Source organism: Methanofollis fontis, from assembly GCF_004297185.1.
GTDB lineage: Archaea > Halobacteriota > Methanomicrobia > Methanomicrobiales > Methanofollaceae > Methanofollis > Methanofollis fontis.
The window spans coordinates 305,835-322,768 of sequence record NZ_PGCL01000003.1 but is presented as its reverse complement, the minus strand read 5'-3'; the positions used below and the strand labels follow the sequence as shown (position 1 = coordinate 322,768).

At 50.7% G+C, this 16,934-nt stretch carries 16 protein-coding genes and 1 tRNA gene; 6 read left to right on the top strand and 11 right to left on the bottom strand.

The features are described 5' to 3' along the window. Positions 1-33: 33 nt before the first annotated feature. The 3 genes from CUJ86_RS08420 (at position 34) to CUJ86_RS08410 (ending at position 3,467) form a co-directional block, all read left to right on the top strand. Complete coding sequence (locus CUJ86_RS08420; RefSeq protein ID WP_130647124.1) at positions 34-405, top strand: hypothetical protein; 372 nt, start codon at positions 34-36, stop codon at positions 403-405. Further along, positions 405-1,115 carry a hypothetical protein gene (locus CUJ86_RS08415; RefSeq protein WP_130647123.1) on the top strand — a complete coding sequence of 237 codons (711 nt, stop codon included), beginning with the start codon at positions 405-407 and terminating at the stop codon, positions 1,113-1,115. Before CUJ86_RS08420 ends, CUJ86_RS08415 begins: the two co-directional genes overlap by 1 nt. 336 nt (positions 1,116-1,451) lie before the next feature. Beyond that, positions 1,452-3,467 (top strand): hypothetical protein, encoded by a 2,016-nt coding sequence (locus tag CUJ86_RS08410; RefSeq protein WP_130647122.1) that lies wholly within the window; start codon positions 1,452-1,454, stop codon positions 3,465-3,467. 379 nt (positions 3,468-3,846) lie between these two features. On the opposite strand, the gene CUJ86_RS08405 is transcribed toward CUJ86_RS08410, so the two are convergent. The 4 genes from CUJ86_RS08405 to CUJ86_RS08390 form a co-directional block, all read right to left on the bottom strand. After that, complete coding sequence (locus tag CUJ86_RS08405) at positions 3,847-6,264, bottom strand: phospholipase D-like domain-containing protein (RefSeq protein ID WP_130647121.1); 2,418 nt, start codon at positions 6,262-6,264, stop codon at positions 3,847-3,849. Continuing rightward, on the bottom strand, positions 6,243-7,616 hold the full coding sequence (locus tag CUJ86_RS08400; RefSeq protein WP_130647120.1) for a hypothetical protein: 1,374 nt from the start codon (positions 7,614-7,616) through the stop codon (positions 6,243-6,245). The genes CUJ86_RS08405 and CUJ86_RS08400 overlap by 22 nt, the downstream gene beginning before the upstream one ends. A gap of 41 nt (positions 7,617-7,657) precedes the next feature. Further along, positions 7,658-7,843, bottom strand: coding sequence for a hypothetical protein (locus tag CUJ86_RS08395; protein WP_130647119.1), 186 nt, complete (start codon positions 7,841-7,843; stop codon positions 7,658-7,660). 183 nt (positions 7,844-8,026) lie between these two features. Continuing rightward, positions 8,027-8,323: a hypothetical protein gene (locus CUJ86_RS08390; protein ID WP_130647118.1), complete on the bottom strand. Its 297-nt coding sequence runs from the start codon at positions 8,321-8,323 to the stop codon at positions 8,027-8,029. Positions 8,324-8,396: 73 nt separating this feature from the next. Here CUJ86_RS08390 and CUJ86_RS08385 point away from each other — a divergent pair, with 73 nt between their 5' ends. Both CUJ86_RS08385 and CUJ86_RS11840 read left to right on the top strand, forming a co-directional pair. Then, entirely contained in the window at positions 8,397-8,822 is a 426-nt protein-coding gene (locus CUJ86_RS08385) for a PaaI family thioesterase (protein WP_130647117.1), read from the top strand. A gap of 1,034 nt (positions 8,823-9,856) precedes the next feature. After that, positions 9,857-10,282 (top strand): hypothetical protein, encoded by a 426-nt coding sequence (locus CUJ86_RS11840; RefSeq protein WP_165394841.1) that lies wholly within the window; start codon positions 9,857-9,859, stop codon positions 10,280-10,282. On the opposite strand, the gene CUJ86_RS08380 is transcribed toward CUJ86_RS11840, so the two are convergent. From CUJ86_RS08380 to CUJ86_RS08365, 4 genes are all read right to left on the bottom strand, one after another. After that, positions 10,264-10,680, bottom strand: a complete 417-nt coding sequence (locus CUJ86_RS08380) for a transposase (RefSeq protein ID WP_165394840.1) — start codon at positions 10,678-10,680, stop codon at positions 10,264-10,266. The genes CUJ86_RS11840 and CUJ86_RS08380 overlap by 19 nt on opposite strands. A 17-nt stretch (positions 10,681-10,697) precedes the next feature. Beyond that, positions 10,698-11,057: a transposase gene (locus CUJ86_RS08375; RefSeq protein ID WP_130647115.1), complete on the bottom strand. Its 360-nt coding sequence runs from the start codon at positions 11,055-11,057 to the stop codon at positions 10,698-10,700. A gap of 601 nt (positions 11,058-11,658) precedes the next feature. Then, a tRNA-Thr gene (locus tag CUJ86_RS08370) sits at positions 11,659-11,730 on the bottom strand. 96 nt (positions 11,731-11,826) lie between these two features. Then, the gene (locus tag CUJ86_RS08365; protein WP_130647114.1) at positions 11,827-12,573 is read right to left on the bottom strand and encodes a YkgJ family cysteine cluster protein; all 747 of its coding nucleotides are present in this window, start codon (positions 12,571-12,573) and stop codon (positions 11,827-11,829) included. 374 nt (positions 12,574-12,947) lie between these two features. On the opposite strand from CUJ86_RS08365, the gene CUJ86_RS08360 reads away from it, so the two are divergent. Next, positions 12,948-13,994 (top strand): glycosyltransferase family 2 protein, encoded by a 1,047-nt coding sequence (locus CUJ86_RS08360; RefSeq protein ID WP_130647113.1) that lies wholly within the window; start codon positions 12,948-12,950, stop codon positions 13,992-13,994. 10 nt (positions 13,995-14,004) lie between these two features. On the opposite strand, the gene rfbB is transcribed toward CUJ86_RS08360, so the two are convergent. From rfbB to CUJ86_RS08345, 3 genes are all read right to left on the bottom strand, one after another. Then, positions 14,005-14,958 (bottom strand): dTDP-glucose 4,6-dehydratase, encoded by a 954-nt coding sequence (gene rfbB, locus CUJ86_RS08355; RefSeq protein WP_130647112.1) that lies wholly within the window; start codon positions 14,956-14,958, stop codon positions 14,005-14,007. Between the two features lie 17 nt (positions 14,959-14,975). Beyond that, complete coding sequence (locus CUJ86_RS08350; RefSeq protein WP_130647111.1) at positions 14,976-16,052, bottom strand: glucose-1-phosphate thymidylyltransferase; 1,077 nt, start codon at positions 16,050-16,052, stop codon at positions 14,976-14,978. A gap of 465 nt (positions 16,053-16,517) precedes the next feature. Then, positions 16,518-16,913 (bottom strand): thioredoxin family protein, encoded by a 396-nt coding sequence (locus tag CUJ86_RS08345; protein WP_130647110.1) that lies wholly within the window; start codon positions 16,911-16,913, stop codon positions 16,518-16,520. Between the last annotated feature and the right edge of the window lie 21 nt (positions 16,914-16,934).

Sequence of the window (16,934 nt, the reverse complement as noted above, 5' to 3'; positions counted from 1 at the left end):
GGTAGACTGATCCATGCACTAGGAGAGAGATGCATGAGGACAACACTCCAGGGTTTGAATGGTAGAAAGGCCGGCTTCACCGCCGTGTTCTGGGCGTATGGCACCTTCCGGAGGGGCGGGACCACCGGGAAGACCATCCTGCTCAGGGACCTCCTCGGCCTGGACGGCCACCCCCTCGCCGACCACACGTGGATCAACTACACCGCCGGCTTCGACGCCGCCGGCACCTTCCGTCAGGGTGACATCGTGCAGTTCACCGCCACCGTCGGCGAGTATGTGCGGGGCTATCTCGGGCCGAGGATCGAGGACCGCCTGGCACGACCGCTCAGGACCGACTACCGGCTGAAGTATCCCCGGAATGTGCGGCGGATCGGCACCATCGACATCAGGGAGGTTCCGGCCTGATGGCAGGCCTCCCGGGTGCGACCATCGCCGGGATCGACCGTCTCCTCGCCGGGGTGGACCTGGCCAGGGAGTACCGGACCTACCGCTGGAAGGGCGACTCCTGGAAAGACGGGTTTGTGCAGATCTGCACCCTGGAGCGGAGACTCTCTGATGCGGCCCGGAAGAACAGCCTCGGCCAGTCCCACGCCATCAACGTAGCGGCATGGGGCGGCCTCCCCAATACCGCCGGGATCCAGTGCAGAGAACCACTCAACCTCCCGCTCTACAAACGCGGCCTGCCCGCCCCCTGGCTCCGGGACGGGGCAGAGAATGTGATGAGGATGCTGGAGGGCCAGATCCGGGGGTTCGGGCCGACCTATTGCAGCAAAATGCTGAGGTTCGCTGTCCCCTCGGTCTTCGGAGCCATCGACACCCGGATTGTCCGGGTCTTCGGCGCCGACGCCGAACACTACCGTCTCCTCGACCTCCAGGCCACCCGGTCCGGCCCGAGGTGGGCGATCCTCTCCGCCCAGGAGGCCTGGCCCGCCGACTTCGGCACCTGGACAATGGCCCTCCACCAGATCGCCGACCGCCTGAATGGCGAGGGCACCGCATGCCCGCACCCGCCCCTGATGGTCGGGCTGGGCCTGCGTGAACCCGGCGTCTGGCTCCCGGCCGATGTTGAAATGGCGATGTTTTCCTATGCCCTGGCACAAACGGGAGGGAAGTAACCGATGGAAGAGCAGAAAGAGCCCTGCCGCCCTCGGGAAGAGGAAAAAACCGGAAGATGTATGAATTGCAGAATATGAAATGCAACGTATACTGACAGAAGGCATGCACGATGAAGAATGAAAATGGAAACCCCCGGAACAGGCGTGAAGACAACCAGCACGGCACAGACGCCCCCATGCAGGGGAAGAAGGCCGGGGTGTGCCCTCATGCCGCTCCGACCTCGTATGGAGGGTGGCACAACAAACCGGAGAACTCTACCGGGGCTGCACCAACTATGACGGCGGCTGCAGGTACAATGACCGGAGCTATTGAGGGCAGACTGAGGGAGTGATTCGATGGCCCATAACGAGCGGTGCAGGGACTGCAAACAGACCGTGAGGGCAATGCTCGAACGGATCTACGGCACGGTCATATCAGAACATCGGGTGCATTGTGCAACCCTGCTGGAGGAATACCGGGACACGCCATTCTACCCGGCCCTCTCTGGCATTTACCGGTCGCTTCAGCACTACCGGAATGCTGAGGACTTTGTACGGGCGGGGTATGTGGATGTCGACTTCTATGTGCCGGAACCGGGTTTCGCCGTCGAGTTTGATGAGTCGCAGCACTTCACCCGGCCGCGGCACATCGCACTGGAGGCCTATCCCCCCCACCTGAAGGTCGGCTATCCGGTTCACCGGTGGAAGACCCTCTGTGAGGAGATCGATGCGCACGACAGCGACCCGCCCTACCGGGACGAGCAGCGTGCCTGGTATGACACGCTCCGTGATTTCCTGCCCGAGATCAAAGGATTTCTGCCGACTGTGAGGCTGTATGCGGGAGAGATGGCCTGGTGCGACCTCGACCCGGAGGACCCGGCAGATGTGGAGAGGTTCAAGGACCTGATGGCGAAGAAAAGCGGCTCATTGAAGATGGTTCAGGCAGTTGAGTCAATGAACAGGAACAGAAACAATGACTGGATTGCGACAGTCATCCTCAAGTCAGACCGGACCTTACAGGACGAAAAAGACCCAAAATACAACGATGTAAGAATCGCTGAACTGAAACCAATCATCAGCGAAATACTTGCTCAAACTAAAGGAGATGGTGTCATCCTCTTCCCCGCGGGGTGGATTCACACCGGCTTTGAACCTGCTGAATCGATTTATTCGGTGATCGAGCATGAAATCCAACCGGTGCTCAACCTGGATGATCGAAACGTTATCGTCTGTATCGGTGTCGATGGAAGGTTCGACCGGCCTCTGGCAGATAACCCATTTGATAAGGATCAGATCGCGGTCGCGATTGGTAAGGCTGGCGTCGTCGCAGCCGCTCGAAAATTCCATCCCACTAACGATGATGAACGAAACCACATCACGCTTGCAGATTCCTATATCAAGGAAGAGAATGGTTTTCCTAGAATCTTCAATCTGAACGGGACCAGATATTTCCTCTTTGTCTGTTATGATGTCTATGGTCCCAGAGCAGATCCCAAGAGATATCCCAATCCCGATGTCGACGTCGGCCTCAACCTTATCCACAGGTTCTGCCCTCCAAACGAAGGCCCCACTCAAGAAAATTACTTCCCGAGGAAGGGGTTTGCAGGTGCTTCAAAGACATGGGGAATCCCGATTTTCGGCACCGGCATCTTCTATCGTCGAGACATACCTTCTGCCTGGCCAACAGGGATCTACTGGAAACTCGGGGAACAGGCACACTGCACCTATGATGATATCGCGTTGCCGATGGATCGAAGCATCAGTCATATTCCCGTACCGGAGGGCCATGCTGAAGTCAGGCTGTTCACCGACATCTGGAATTCAATCGACGCAATGCGAGTTCCTGTACGTGCTAACACAGAAAAAAATCCGCAGAAACCAACCAAGAATAGGGTTAACACCCCTCAGCGAAACAAGAGAGATGAATTTGCGAATGCCCTGGTGGCATTTGAAGATGGAAATCATTTTCCCGGGGGTTTAAAGCGTGTGTTCTGCCGCAAGGATCAGTGTCGCTACTCCTTCCCGGCGTGGCATCGCATCGAGGGCACACCGAAAAAATATGTCTGCTATGAGTTTGACGACTGGATCAAATTTGGAACACCAGAAATCTCGGTCGAAGTTCATTTCGGCCTTGATGCGTTCAGGGACATCGCAGAAATTGTCCAGGCACATAAATTGGAAATCCTCGGGAAATTGACCGCCCCTGCCAGATTGAACTGGGACACCTCCACCAGCGGGTGGCTTCGGCTGCAGTATTATTTTCCAGATTCTGAAGCGCCAGAGACCTTTGCCCACTCAATGGCCATCCTCATCGAAGAAACCCGGGGGATAATAAATGACTGGCTAAAAGAGGAGGGCATGGATCACTATTAACCCAATGATTTGAGTAAATGCGGATCCTAAAAGTAATGATGGACATAACACCTCAAAATCTCCAGATCTGCATAAAATCCAATTTTTGATTAATTTTCACCACGAAACCCGTGTTGACGCACTGTGCTCCAAGAGATCTGAGATCTACAGTCGGGAGCGATCTGTATCGATCCCACACATCGCACACAGGAAGACCGCCCCCCTCCAGCAGGTGAGTTCGTGGAAGAGGGCGGCATAATAGGCCTCTCAGGAGGTGAAGCGCTCCGCCGGGGACATCCCGGGGTCAATGCTCAACCGGGCAGTGGGGGTGCTTGCCAGAGTGTTGCTTGATTATTGATGACGTACCCTATCCCGGCTCCTGAACGATTGTGATACGCTTTCACCGTTCTTCGATGAAATCCTTGATATACGCAGCCCGTGCAGGGCAGATTGTTGAGAAGTCCAACTGCAGTCCTCGAATGTATTTTTGAGGGCTTATTAGAGAGATAGGTCTTGTGGTGCTACCCCACACCCCATGTTTTAAAGTATTCAGGATTTTTCCCAGAAACTCTGCATGCTCTTCATCCTCTGTGTCGATGATTGCCTGTACCAGTTCTACCGGACCCCATCCAATGGTATACTTATTGAAAACAAAACAGAGCAGGCTGCAGAAGTGATTATGGAACTTCTTCAAATCAAATACCGCTATCTCGGACATATAGTGGCTCTGGTACTGTTGAACAACATCCTTCACCAAGTAGTAACTATCGGGATCGGTAAAATCGGTGCAAGAGAAGACATTTTTTAGAAACTGGGGGAGGCAATGCATATCGTAGCAGTAGTTTATCGTCAAGATATGGGCGAATAATGTGACCGTAGAAGATTGTGAACAATCCTCTCGCTTTACATGCTGGAGGTTATTCTCAAGAATATCCATGACCTGGTTCAGCTGCGGTTTCCCGATGAGCTGTGGGAATGATTTCATTGCCAGATTGATGAATGCTGACTGTGCCTCCACGAGGATATCATCGAGATTGTCCTTATCAGACTGATGGACCAGATGGAGCAGAATGTCATTCGTCTGGTTGATACACTTCTCAAACAGTCGCCTCCTCTTCTTATCCTCGGAGATCAATGTTTTTCTGGCGTGATGCCCTACAAGATTTTCTTCGATTTCTTCGGGTGTTGTGCTCTCGGAGGCGTGTTCCTCCCAGCGCCGGAGAATCATTGAATGATACAGCCGTTGTAACTGGCCGAGTGAACCTGCCATCCCCAGGCCAGATGTGCTCTTGCTCGGTTTTGGGATATGGCTGCTTGATGCCCGTTTCTTTGCAGGAGAGCCATCTTCACTCGTTTTTCCATCCTCGGATTTCCCATCAATCCGCTTCGAAAGCCCGATGAGGATTGCATGGATATCCGTGGTGTCCAGAGTGGCATCATGGGTTAACCGGTCCGCCATTTCTTTAAGAGGTTCTTTCGATCCGGGAATCGCGCGGATGTAAGCTTTCCGATCATAATAGATCCTCCTTCGGCCGGATTTTCTGTTTGATGAGATAAGAAGTTCTGTGGGAATTCCTTTGGGCAACGAGGTGATCGTGCATGTTCCGCTGCTCAGGTCGGACATATAATCGACCGGATTGGGGATTCCCTCAACCCTACAGTGTACAGATGTGTGTTCGGAGAGAGGTTCGGTATGGACCTCAATTGAATGTGAAAGATCGTTATAGGCAGCGGAGTAGATCCGAAGCACGGGGGGAAAACTATGGGATGGTTCGAACCCCTCCCCAGATGCAAGAAGGGTGTCGATATCAGCGACGGGTTTCTTCTCGATCCGATCGAGGATCTTCTTCGCCTGGATTCCCTTAAAGAGTATGGCACATTCCACATTTCCGTGATCTGCTGGTTCGAGGAGGGCGCTCTGGGTCATGTTAGGCGACCCGATCAAAAGATGCTGTTCTTTGCCTTTCAGGGAGAGTATCTTTGAGTGGAAGGTCCGCGAATAATTGTCCTTGAATGCCGCTTCGACGACCTCGTAGGGTATCCCACGCCTCGTGGAAAACTCGGTATACGGTGTGAGGTCTATCAGGTTGTGGTTGCCGTTCTGAAGGGCTATCTGGATCCGACTGATTGTTGCCTGATCTGCAATCGTCTGGAGAACACGTGCATCAGGCGCAAAAAAGGGGGCCAATAGGAACACTTCAGAAAAGGAGTCCTGATCAAGATTTTCAAGCATCAATGGCAAAATCGGCGACCGCATATTATGCAGAATAATGCAGTCGGCATTGGAGGCCTCATCGGCGGGTGAGGGCAGACTACCAAGCAGGTGCTGAATCGTGCTGACTGCTCTGGGATCGTGAATGTATTTCTGGTGAATAAGTTGCTGGAAGAAATCCTTCACAGATTCGATGGTCGAATCAACGTTTTCAGGGGAGTATTCCACCTTTGCAACCATCTCAGCATTTCTGGTAAAACCAGTCATGGTGAGATTGGCACTTCCGATGTATACCGTTGCTGTACTTTTCTCCGTTGAACCGAAGAGGAAGATCTTGGGATGGAAAACACCATGAGGAAGGTATATAGGGATGAGATGATAGTTCCGGCCCGTATCATTGGTGCTTCTTTCCATTGACTGAACATACTGTTGTCCGTCGACGAGGACGATAATCTCGGAAAACGGATTGTTTGAACGGATTTTGTGGAAGAGAAACTTATCGAAAAAGTATGGGTCGAAACAGAAAGTTGTGAGAACGATGATATCATTATGACGTTGCCGCTCAGTGAATTCGGCAATGAGATTTATTGTATCTTCTCGAGCCATTCCAATCCCTTCTTCGTCACTCTCAGATTTCCTTCGTCAGTCTGCTCAATGAATGCAAGATCCTGGAGAAGCGTTCGTATACTCTGCCACCGGTTATCTCTGGGAGTCATGTGAACAGGATCTCTTGTCGAATAGAGGCGGCCCTCTTCTTCGGTGAAAAGCCAATTCTTTGTCCCATATGCAAACCTTGAGACAGATTCCAGCATGTGTCTGTTCACAATCAAACGGCTGACATGCGACAGAAATGAAATGATATGAATATCTGAACCATTTGCCTCAATGTGAGCAAACAATGTCTCCATGTTGATTAGGTCCGGATTTGAATCATCATCACTGCTGAGATGTGAGTTTAACGGCGGGGTATGGCTGTATCTACGAAAGAGGAGCGAAAGCATCACTACGAAATCTGCAAAGAACTCATCATGCTCTTGTGTCCGTAAACGATTATACAGATCTGATTCGTTGATAGGGGAGTGAAGTGAGGACTTTACACCCGTCCCGTTCAGTTCGCCGGTTCTATCAATGACTTCTGCAAGTGTCGTCTCTTCATCAACCGGGAGGTGCAGCCAATCGCTGATATAAGAAAGGATTCCGCGGACATTCTGGCTATCAATGAGTCGGTTCTTCGGGATTCCCGCATTCTCAATTACAATTAGATGAATATGCTCGAGGAGCTTTTCCAGAGCAAAAACAAAGTACACCCGGAGTTGATGCTGTTCCCAGCAGTGCCGGATCTGGTCGAGTCTGCCAAAAGAAATCTCATCTTTTGTTTCATGGTCCTGGTTAAAGTACACTGCGTCCCAGAGATAGCGTCGCATCTCTCCCATAGGCGGAGAAGCTTCGTCTATGATTTTTAGGAAGAGTAAGAGGGTGTTTCTTCTCCGCAAGTTCTGCTGTCGTATTGTGTAATATTCTGGAGATGGCTCCTCTGTCAACCTATCAATGAAGGCAAGGTCCCCATTGCCCTGCACGTATGCCGCAAACTCTTCATCATCGATATCCCATGAGCACCCCTTCTCCGAAAAGAACCCGAAGAGCAGTTTGGACAGTATCTCCTGCTCGGCGGAGTTATGAGCGATCTGGTCGATACCGAATCCCTCGAAATACTCTCGAAGGTCTTCTTTTCGGAATTCGGTCCGCTTGAAATCGTTGGGATCCAGGAAAGAAAGTGTTCCAGCGAGCTTCTTATTTATGGGTGATATCTGAATCACGTCAAGTTCGTCGGTCCATGCGCATCTGAACACTTCCAGCTGCCGATTATAGTATGTCCGTCCAAATCCATTGATATCAAAATTCAGATTGAATGTCTGGATATCATCCCATGTGTCGGCAAATTTCTGATTATTGTACATGTGCCGGATATTTGGGGAATTGCAGTCTCCGTTGTTTTGGGTTAACTTGCCAGGATGAATATCTTCTCAAAATCGTAGGGATCGAAGTTGTCTTTGAACAGGTGTTGATAGTAATATGCCCAGATGGTGTAGTACCGGGCTCTCTGAGTGACCGATGTTATACCGCTGGTATGTTCGGCATCGAGGAAGATGTGGTGGCTCCATAAGCCGAGTGCATCACGGAGCATTGAGCTCGAAGGAACGCGCTCGGACCATGCAATGGATACCTTGTCAGTGTATTGCATGTCTAACGTGGGTATACTCGGTTATCATTAGTTAATTCTCCGAAAAGTGCCTGTAAATGACCCTGAAGCAAAAAAATAGATTATTGAAGGCTTTTTTCAATTTTTACTCAGTTATCCTTCGGAACACTATGAGTTGATTGAGCGGTAGAACCCCTCTGAGTATTCGTGTATGGGATGTGTTGACGGAGAGCGTTCAGCGGTCAGGAAATCCGCCGCCCCGCTGCGCATCCGTCGCCTCCCAACCCACCCCAGCGTTGGCAGGCCGCCTGGTTCTCCTGGAGCGGCGGCGTATCGGTCCCCCTGCTCGTTCACCTCCCGGCGGGACTCCTCCATCGACCAGAAGGCCACCATCCCGGCCGCACCTGGTCGTAGGTGCCCCACCAGGAGGATCCGGTTGATCCCCCGCCAAGACCCCCCCTCCATGGTGTAAAATGGAATGGTGCGGGGCGCAGATCCAGAATACCTTTTTTTTATCCGCCGCCTGAAATGTGTCCCTATGGCACCATCCGATATAGAAGAAAAAGGTCGGGAGTTCTTCGCCGCCGATTTATTCGCAAGGGAGAACGGTCTTGAACTTGTCGCCGTATCCTCCGGGCGGGCCACGGTCTCGATGCAGGTCGCTGACCGTCACAGGAACAGCCACGGGACGGTCCATGGCGGCGCCCTCTTCACGCTTGCCGATGTTGCGTTTGCACTTGCATCCAACTCCCACGGGATCGATGCTGCGGCGATAAATGCCCATATCACATATATGACCGCTGCAAAGGACGGAGTTCTTACGGCCGAAGCAGAGGAGTTCGGGCTCAACCCGAAACTTGCCTCTTACACCGTCACCATCACCGATGAGGAAGGAAGAAAGATCGCCATCTTCCAGGGTATGGTCTACCGGAGGACGCCCCGTCCCTCACCGGAATATCAATAGACCTGACATTTTTCGAATTGAACAGTCTCAATAGAATAGGGCGAGGGGTGGGATTCAGATCCACAGACCCCTTCGGGACGGGATCGAAAGCAATACACCTTCACCTGACGCGGTTTTCCATTCAATCCGGCGCGGAGGTAGTATCATGGACCAATATCTCGACCCAACCTCGACCCCGTCAACCGGGTCCATCTCAAACGCTACGTCCGGCATCTCGGACCCGGGCACCTCTCGCCGCGCCCCATCGAAAATTCGGCGGTCCTATTACTTCCTCCAGCCCAACGGCAGCCGGGCGCGTCTGACTTCGACCTGTCGCCGGACATGAGCCCGGTATATCCGGGCGGCAGGTCACGAAGACCCATTACGGCTTTACCATCAACCCCGCCACCGCCGAAGCCGCCAGTGGGCAAACCTCACTCTCCGACCTCTGGATCGACAACTCGCCCCAGGCACACGGCCAACCATGTGCCGAGGTCGAGATAATCAATCCCGCCACCGCTACCGCCCTGGACAATGGCCTCAAAACCATCATGGAATGGGGCCGGGGCAACCCTCCCCCCGCACAATCCGCCGCCCCATCCCCCATAGTCATCCAGCCCCTCGCACAAATCCAGGCTGAACTATCCGAAATCCGGCAGGCCCAAACACGGGTGCTATCCTCCGGTGGGGCGTAGGCCGCCCGCCCGTGAGTGGGGGTGAGGTTGCGCCCGCTACGGTGCTCACCGAGAAGTTGCATACACTCCGCCTTTTTTATCACATCTATGTCAATCGAACCTCAAGACGACTCAGCTGTACAGGAACATTCTGTATAAACACGGTGAAATGTCCCACGTAGTCTCAAGCAGGGTATCTTGAAATTCGGCTTTTCGGTATGGAATTGTTTCCAACAAAATTTGCGGCTTCTTTGGGTAAACGAGCCACTCCAATACGATAATGGTCCTCATTCCCCCCGTTTGGACACCCTTTTTAATTACAGTGATAAAATTTGATATGTCTGGCAAGAAATTGGATTGCGAACGTGGAAGGGATAAATCATGGACATGGATAAAGATGCTTTGCGATTAGAAGATTGGAAAATGACAAAGGACCGGATAAGCCATTTTGATGATGTAATTATACGGCTGAGAATTCAAGGAATCCCTATTGCATTATCCATAATGGTCTTGGGGGCGTTACTTTTACCTTTTTTGAGCAATGAAACAGTCCCCTTTCTCGGTTGGAATGCATCCAGTTTACCATTTCTAGCGGCTGCCTTGTATTTGTTTCCGATATGTCTTCTCGATATAGTTCACTATAAACTGCTTGTTCATGCCGTTCAACATGCACTTGACATCGAAAAGGAACCCCCATTTGAAGGCACCCTTCAAATAACCGGACAATTGACAAATCCGTGGTACACACGAATTCATACGACAGTTGCAATAATCATTTATCTAGGAGGTCATCCCAAAACCCGGTAGATCATGATGCCACATGCAAAAAGGACGAGTCCGATGAATGATCCCTCTTTTCGCTCATGCCTGGGGACTATTTTCTTAAACGCTTCAATCCAACTGAAAAATCGTTCAACAGCTCCCCTTTTCTTGTAAAGATCCAAATCGAACTGTTCCGCTCTTCTGTTCTCTGGATCTTTCGTGTTTCTTTTATTAATGGGAATGTTGGTTTGTATTCCGTTCTGGTTGTTGTATGTCCTTATTTCCAGCGTATCGTAGGCAGCATCTGCTGTTATCGTTTTTACCTTGAGTTCTTTTTCAGAAGGAGCAAATGCTTCGATGGTCGGTTTATAGAGCCTGGAATCATGAATATTTGCTGGAGATACAACACACGACAGGGGCGTACCGTTTTGATCGACCAGCACACTCAGTTTGTTCCCTTTTACTTTTTTATAGCCATCAAATCCGATGATCCCCCCTTTTTTGCAGGAATAGATTTTGTATCAACAAAACAATGAGAGAGATCAACTTTTCTTAGGTCGTATCCTTTTTGGAGGAGCTCTAGAAATATATCCTGGTAGATCCCATTTTCGCTAAGATAGTGATGAAATCTGTGTACCGTGGACTTTGTTCCATATTTTTTCGGAACATCGCTCCATGTACATCCTGTTGTAAGGACAAACAAAATTCCATTCATTAATTGACGAAGATCGGATCGCGGTCGTCCGGTATGAGGTTTCTGAGGCGGCAGATGGTTGCTGATGATCGCCCAGAGGTCGTCATCGATCTCGCTGAATGCCACGACACAAAGGTTTCATTGTAAATGTTTTATAATTATAGAATGAGACCCCAGCACTCACTTTTGGGATATGCTCTAGCAATAATTGTGATGGGTTTGAGTGTTTTTGGCTTTCTTTTGGACAGTCCCTCCGTCGAAGAGAACAGTGTAAATCTTACAGATTCAGGGAATTCAGATCTTCAAACTGTCTATTATCTTTCAGAGTCTTCCAAACCGATTGGCGATCAAAATGCGTCTGTGAATGTGGAAAACTACAAGAAAATCGTTCCAATTTTTCAGCAGTTTTTGCATAAGGGATGTTGAATCCCTACTCAGCATGAACTCGAATATGTTTTACAAAGAGTGGAATTCGGACATCCTCTATCCCGTGCCGGGCAGGTGGTGTGCCCACGGCTTGTCGTCCGTGGATTACCATCGCCCCACTGTTCACGAAAGCCATGAAGATTCGATTTAAGGCAGGATCACCTTTTTGTCGATATTCCCATAAGTTTTCTTAGAAAGTGCCGCAAATCGAATCTGTGAAGGTTATCGGTACCGTGCGGGTATGGATATCTCGCATTTTCGGACTTACTTTCAAAAATAGGTTAAATAATAGGGTTCTTTAAGCCCCAGGCGAGATTTGAACTCGCGACCTGCTGATTACAAGTCAGCCGCTATGCCTCTAAGCCACTGGGGCGCGATTGCATCACTCTGTTGGTTGTTTCTCATAAAAAATATGGCGATGGTGTTCTTCTTCTGCGACACCCGCCGGGAAGGATGGGCGCCAGAATCCTCACCGCTTTTTCCCCCGACCTGCCGGAACAGTCCCATATTCCGTGCACCTGACCGTCATCGGGTGGAACCCGCCCTTATAATACACCTGCACCTCGACCTCCTCTCCCCTGCCAAAGCGCAGGTTCTGCCGGTCGTATATCTTCTGAACATGCCTGAGATTGTTCTCCGAGAAATATGACCGGAGTCTCTCAAGAAATGCGATCTCCTGACCGAGAAATGCCTTTTCGTATTCAATCACGTCGTCGGCAATCGTTCGTGCCTCGCTGACATCGATCTCTCTTTCATATTCTCCGTGGAGGTTCAGACCGCTGATCTGTCTCCAGTCCACGTTCCCCTCTTCATCTGCCTCCCGGTGGAGCATATAGGGATAGATCCTGCAGATCTTCATCCGCCTCTCATAGATGGTGCAGCGGTTGTGCTGTAAAAAAACACATCCACCATCATCCCGGGTCCTGAGAGCATAACCCGGAGCGTAAAACCGACCATTCTGATCGCAGAACTCGAAATCCGGTGCAGGTACCAGTGCCCCCTCATCAATTGCCAGCACCCTCTCTGCATCATCATCAAGGAGAAAGACGTGATCATTGAATTCACGGGTGCAGCACCTGCCGCAACAGGTGCAGGAGAATCCGACATCCATTATAATGGCAATGAGTTCTTCCTCAGGGTAGGCTTCAAGCTCCTGGAGTTCAGAGGTATAGGATGCGATCAGAGAGGTGATCCTGTCGGCCTGCCGCACAACCATCCATTGTTCTTGTGTTTTGGATCACGTATTTGTATGCCTATGGTCATCTCTCCGGACCACACCGGGGATGATCCCGCTCCGCCGTATTGACCCGGTGGATGATCGTGAAGCGGAGAAGTATGTTGGAGCATTCTGACTCGCTTCCCGGCAGAAAGGTAACCGTTTTTCTTCAGTGCCTGAAGAGAGCCATATTCCTTTATCAACTCAGCAGATACGTTATCCATCTTCTATTTTCAGGTATGTTCTCCGGGCCGCAAGCAGGAAAAATATATATACTGGATAATCATTTAGGACATCCTGTAGTTGTCTGCATGACCCGGGGGGGAGAGACGGTCTCTGCACAAATGCGGTGAAATGGGGTTATCCTCCATTGGGTGTGCGTACTGGTACGAGTTTCCATAAATCCGGTTTATTGGGGGGGAAATACTATCATGAAGTCAGAAGCGGTTCTCTACCGCAATCCAGACTCACGGACACATTCACGTATCTTACTGAACCGGGCGGCGATCTGCAACGGAGGTCGTTCTCTTGCTGCCATCCCGTGTTTCAACGAATCCATCACAATCGGTACGCTGGTGATCAAGGCCCGACGGTATGTTGATGATGTCCTGGTTATCGATGATGGTTCAACCGACGATACCCAGAATATCGCCCGTGATGCAGGTGCTCTTGTGATCCGTCATCTGAATAATTCTGGAAAAGGGGATGCTGTCCGTTCAGCACTTGAATATGCACGGATTGAGGGCTACGATTATCTGATCCTTCTCGATGGTGACGGTCAGCACAACCCTGAAGAGATCCCTGACCTCCTGGCACCATTGAAATGCGGGCAGGCAGATGTGGTCATAGGGTCTCGTTTCCTCGATACAAAGAACGATATTCCAGTGTATCGGAGATTTGGACAGAGTATTCTCACTATGATGACGAATGTGAATTCTAATTCGACAATTACTGATTCACAGTCAGGTTTCAGGGCACTTGGAAAGAATGCAATCTCTCTCTGGGACGCCGACTCAGATGGATATAATATTGAATCAGATATGATTGCCTCAATTACCGGTCAGGGGCTATCAATCCGGGAGATCCCGATATCGGTAAAATATGACGTCCCGAACAAGCATAAAAAAAATCCTTTGACGCATGGACTCGGCGTATTCAAAAAAATTGTGTGTGATATCGGGTATCAGAGGCCACTATTTTCGTTTGGAATTGCCGGAGCCCTGCTTGTGGTTGCCGGTCTGTTCTCAGGCGTGATTGCATTGTCCTCGTACGTGGCACTGGACGCAATCCCGGTTGTGCCGTCGGTGTTCTGTGGACTGTGTATGGTCACCGGGCTGATGCTGCTGATTTCAGGGGTGACTCTGAATTATATCAGTCATCACTTCATCCAGAAATCACCGGTCGGACAGAAAAAAGTGTGAATAAGGACTCTTATACCGCTGCAAGGAGTGGTGAGTACCACTCCCTGTTCTTTGCATACCATGCGCAGGTCTGTTTTATGGCATCCATGAACGGGTAGTGCGGTTTCCAGCCCAGCTCCCTCATCCTGGAGCAGTCGAGGGCATATCTGAGATCGTGACCGGGCCTGTCCTCTACAAACCTGATGAGTGTTTCCGGTTTTCCCAGTATCTGGAGGATCGTCCGCGCGATCTCGAGGTTTGTACGTTCGTTGCCGCCCCCAATATTGTATATGCCGCCGTTTTTCCCCTTTTCAGCCGCACAGGCAATACCGTCGCAATTGTCCATGACATAGATCCAGTCCCGGACATTGAGGCCATTCCCGTAGATCGGCAGGGATTGATTCTGCATTGCCCGGAGGATCAGCACCGGTATGAGTTTTTCCGGGTACTGATATGGCCCGAAATTGTTGGAGCTCCGGGTAATGATGGTGTCCAGCCCATAGGTGGTATGATATGCCTGGACCAGCATCTCCGCCCCCGACTTGCTGGCCGAATAGGGGGAGGAGGGACTCATCGGGTCACCCTCTCGAGAAAACCCGATCCTGATGCTGCCGTAGACCTCATCGGTGCTCACCTGCACAAACCTTGACACCTCATGGTTCTGTGCATGTTCGAGGAGGGTATGGGTGCCGATGACATCGGTCCTGACGAACACCCCGGCATCGGTGATGGAACGGTCCACGTGCGTCTCGGCAGCAAAGTTGAAGAGGAGATCGCAGTCCCCGATCCGGGCCACATCCTCCTTTGAACAGATATCGCCTTTAATAAAGGAGATCCGGTCACTTACGTCTGCAAGATTCTCTTTTCTCCCGGCATAGGTCAGCTTGTCCAGCACCACGATCTCGCTGTCCGGACGGGTGTCAAGCATTTTCCGGACAAAATTACAGCCAATGAAGCCGGCGCCACCGGTAATAACTATTTTCATGGTCATTGTCTCCTGAATCAGATTATCACATTTGAATTGTCGCCGATAACGAACCGTCGTCCACCAGGAAGCCTTCCATCCCTCTCGATGGTCACATTCTTGCCGATCAGGCTCTCAACGATCCGGTCGGCATTCCTGATTACCGATCCCTCCATCACGATTGAGTCCTCGATCTCGGTATTCGAGAGAATTGAGCCGTTGCCGATGCTGGTATAGGGGCCAAGGTATGCGTTTGAGATGATACAGTCGTCTCCGATAATCACCGGCCCTTTAATGACGGAGTTGTCTTTAATCACGGTGTTTCGCCCGATCTTGCATCGGCCTGAGATGGTGCTGTTCTCCACGGTGCCGGGAGAGGATCCGTTTCCGTTCATCGATCCAAGGGTATCGAGGACAAGGCGGTTTGCATCGATAAGGTCTTCCGGTTTTCCGGTATCCTTCCACCACCCCTCCACAAGATCATAGGTGACCCTGTGTCCCTGCAGGATCAGCCAGTGGAGGGCATCGGTGATCTCCAGTTCCCCCCGCCATGAGGGGGCGATATTGTCAGATGCCTCGAATATTCTCGGAGACAACCCATAAATCCCGACAATACAGAGATTTGAAGGGGGGTTTTTCGGCTTCTCGAGAAGCTTGAGGATCACCTTCTTCTGTTCATCCACCAGAGCAACCCCATAATGTTCAGGGTTGTGGAGCTTTGTGAGCAGCAGACTGGCCTCTGCCGGGGATGTCCTGAAATCATCGACAAATCCCTGTATCCCTCCCCGGAGAATGTTGTCTCCGAGATACATGATAAAACGGTCATCGCCGATGAACGGTTGTGCGATCTTCACCGCGTGTGCAAGTCCCCTCGGTGAATCCTGTTCGATAAACTCGATATCCGCTTCAAAGCCATGGTTATTCACCTCATGCTGGATCTGCTCCTTGTTCGGGCCGACAACGATGCCGATGGAATGAATTCCGGCATCAATGAGATCCTGGATGCAGTAGAACAGGATCGGCTTGTTTGCTATCGGAATCAGTTGTTTCTGCTGCGAATAGGTCAGCGGCCGGAGTCTAACACCATGGCCGCCTGCAAGAATCAGGCCTTTCATGCGTCCCCCACTGCCAATACAGATCCATCTTATATATAATGTTATCTAATGGTGGCCGGTTTTGAAAGTCTGTTTCAACCGAATTTTTTTGAAAATAGACAGACTCTATAGATATCGTCCCTGGATGGTTTTTTTATACCCGGATGCACCGGGTGCTCTGAATCCCTCACCCTGAAATCAATTGACCAGGGATGAGTGTGACTAAAATAATAGCGATCCTTGAAAGCGGAAGTTCAAAAAAGGAGGCAAGTCAGTCTCAGAAAAAAGACACATGTTTACGGGGGGGACGTGTCGCTGAGACTCCTTTTTCCTCCTTACTATCAGTTGCATATACTGAAATATAAAGATTTGGGTTTGGCATGGATGGTTTAAAATAATAATTCCACCTATAATCGGTTTTCAGAAAAATTAGTTACTAAAATGATGAATATGTTATTTTCTTTCTCCTGCAGTTCTTCTACAGGATTATGCATACCCCGTAATCTCATAGTCAATTTCACTGCTGCTCCGTGCGCATCCCTCGCCATGTTTGAGGAACTCATCGATGTTTTTCTTGAGGAGTGCCGGAAATGCCGCTCCCACAAGTTCCTGAACCGGTTTTCCTGAACAGAAAAATTTGAACGTCGGTGTCTGACGGACGGCATAGCGTTCGACTGTCCAGGGATTGGTGGATACGTCCAGTCTGGCAAAAAGAATGCGTCCCGCATATTCTCCGGAAAAATCGCGGAAGTAGGGTTCAATCTGTTTGCAGAACGGGCATGTCGGGCTGTGAAACATCACAATCGAGGGGAGTTCACCCCTCTCGATCCGTGTCTCCCATGTGCTGTCTGTGAGGTCTTCTACAATCGTCGTCTCATCCATTGGGATCGAAAAATACAGTGC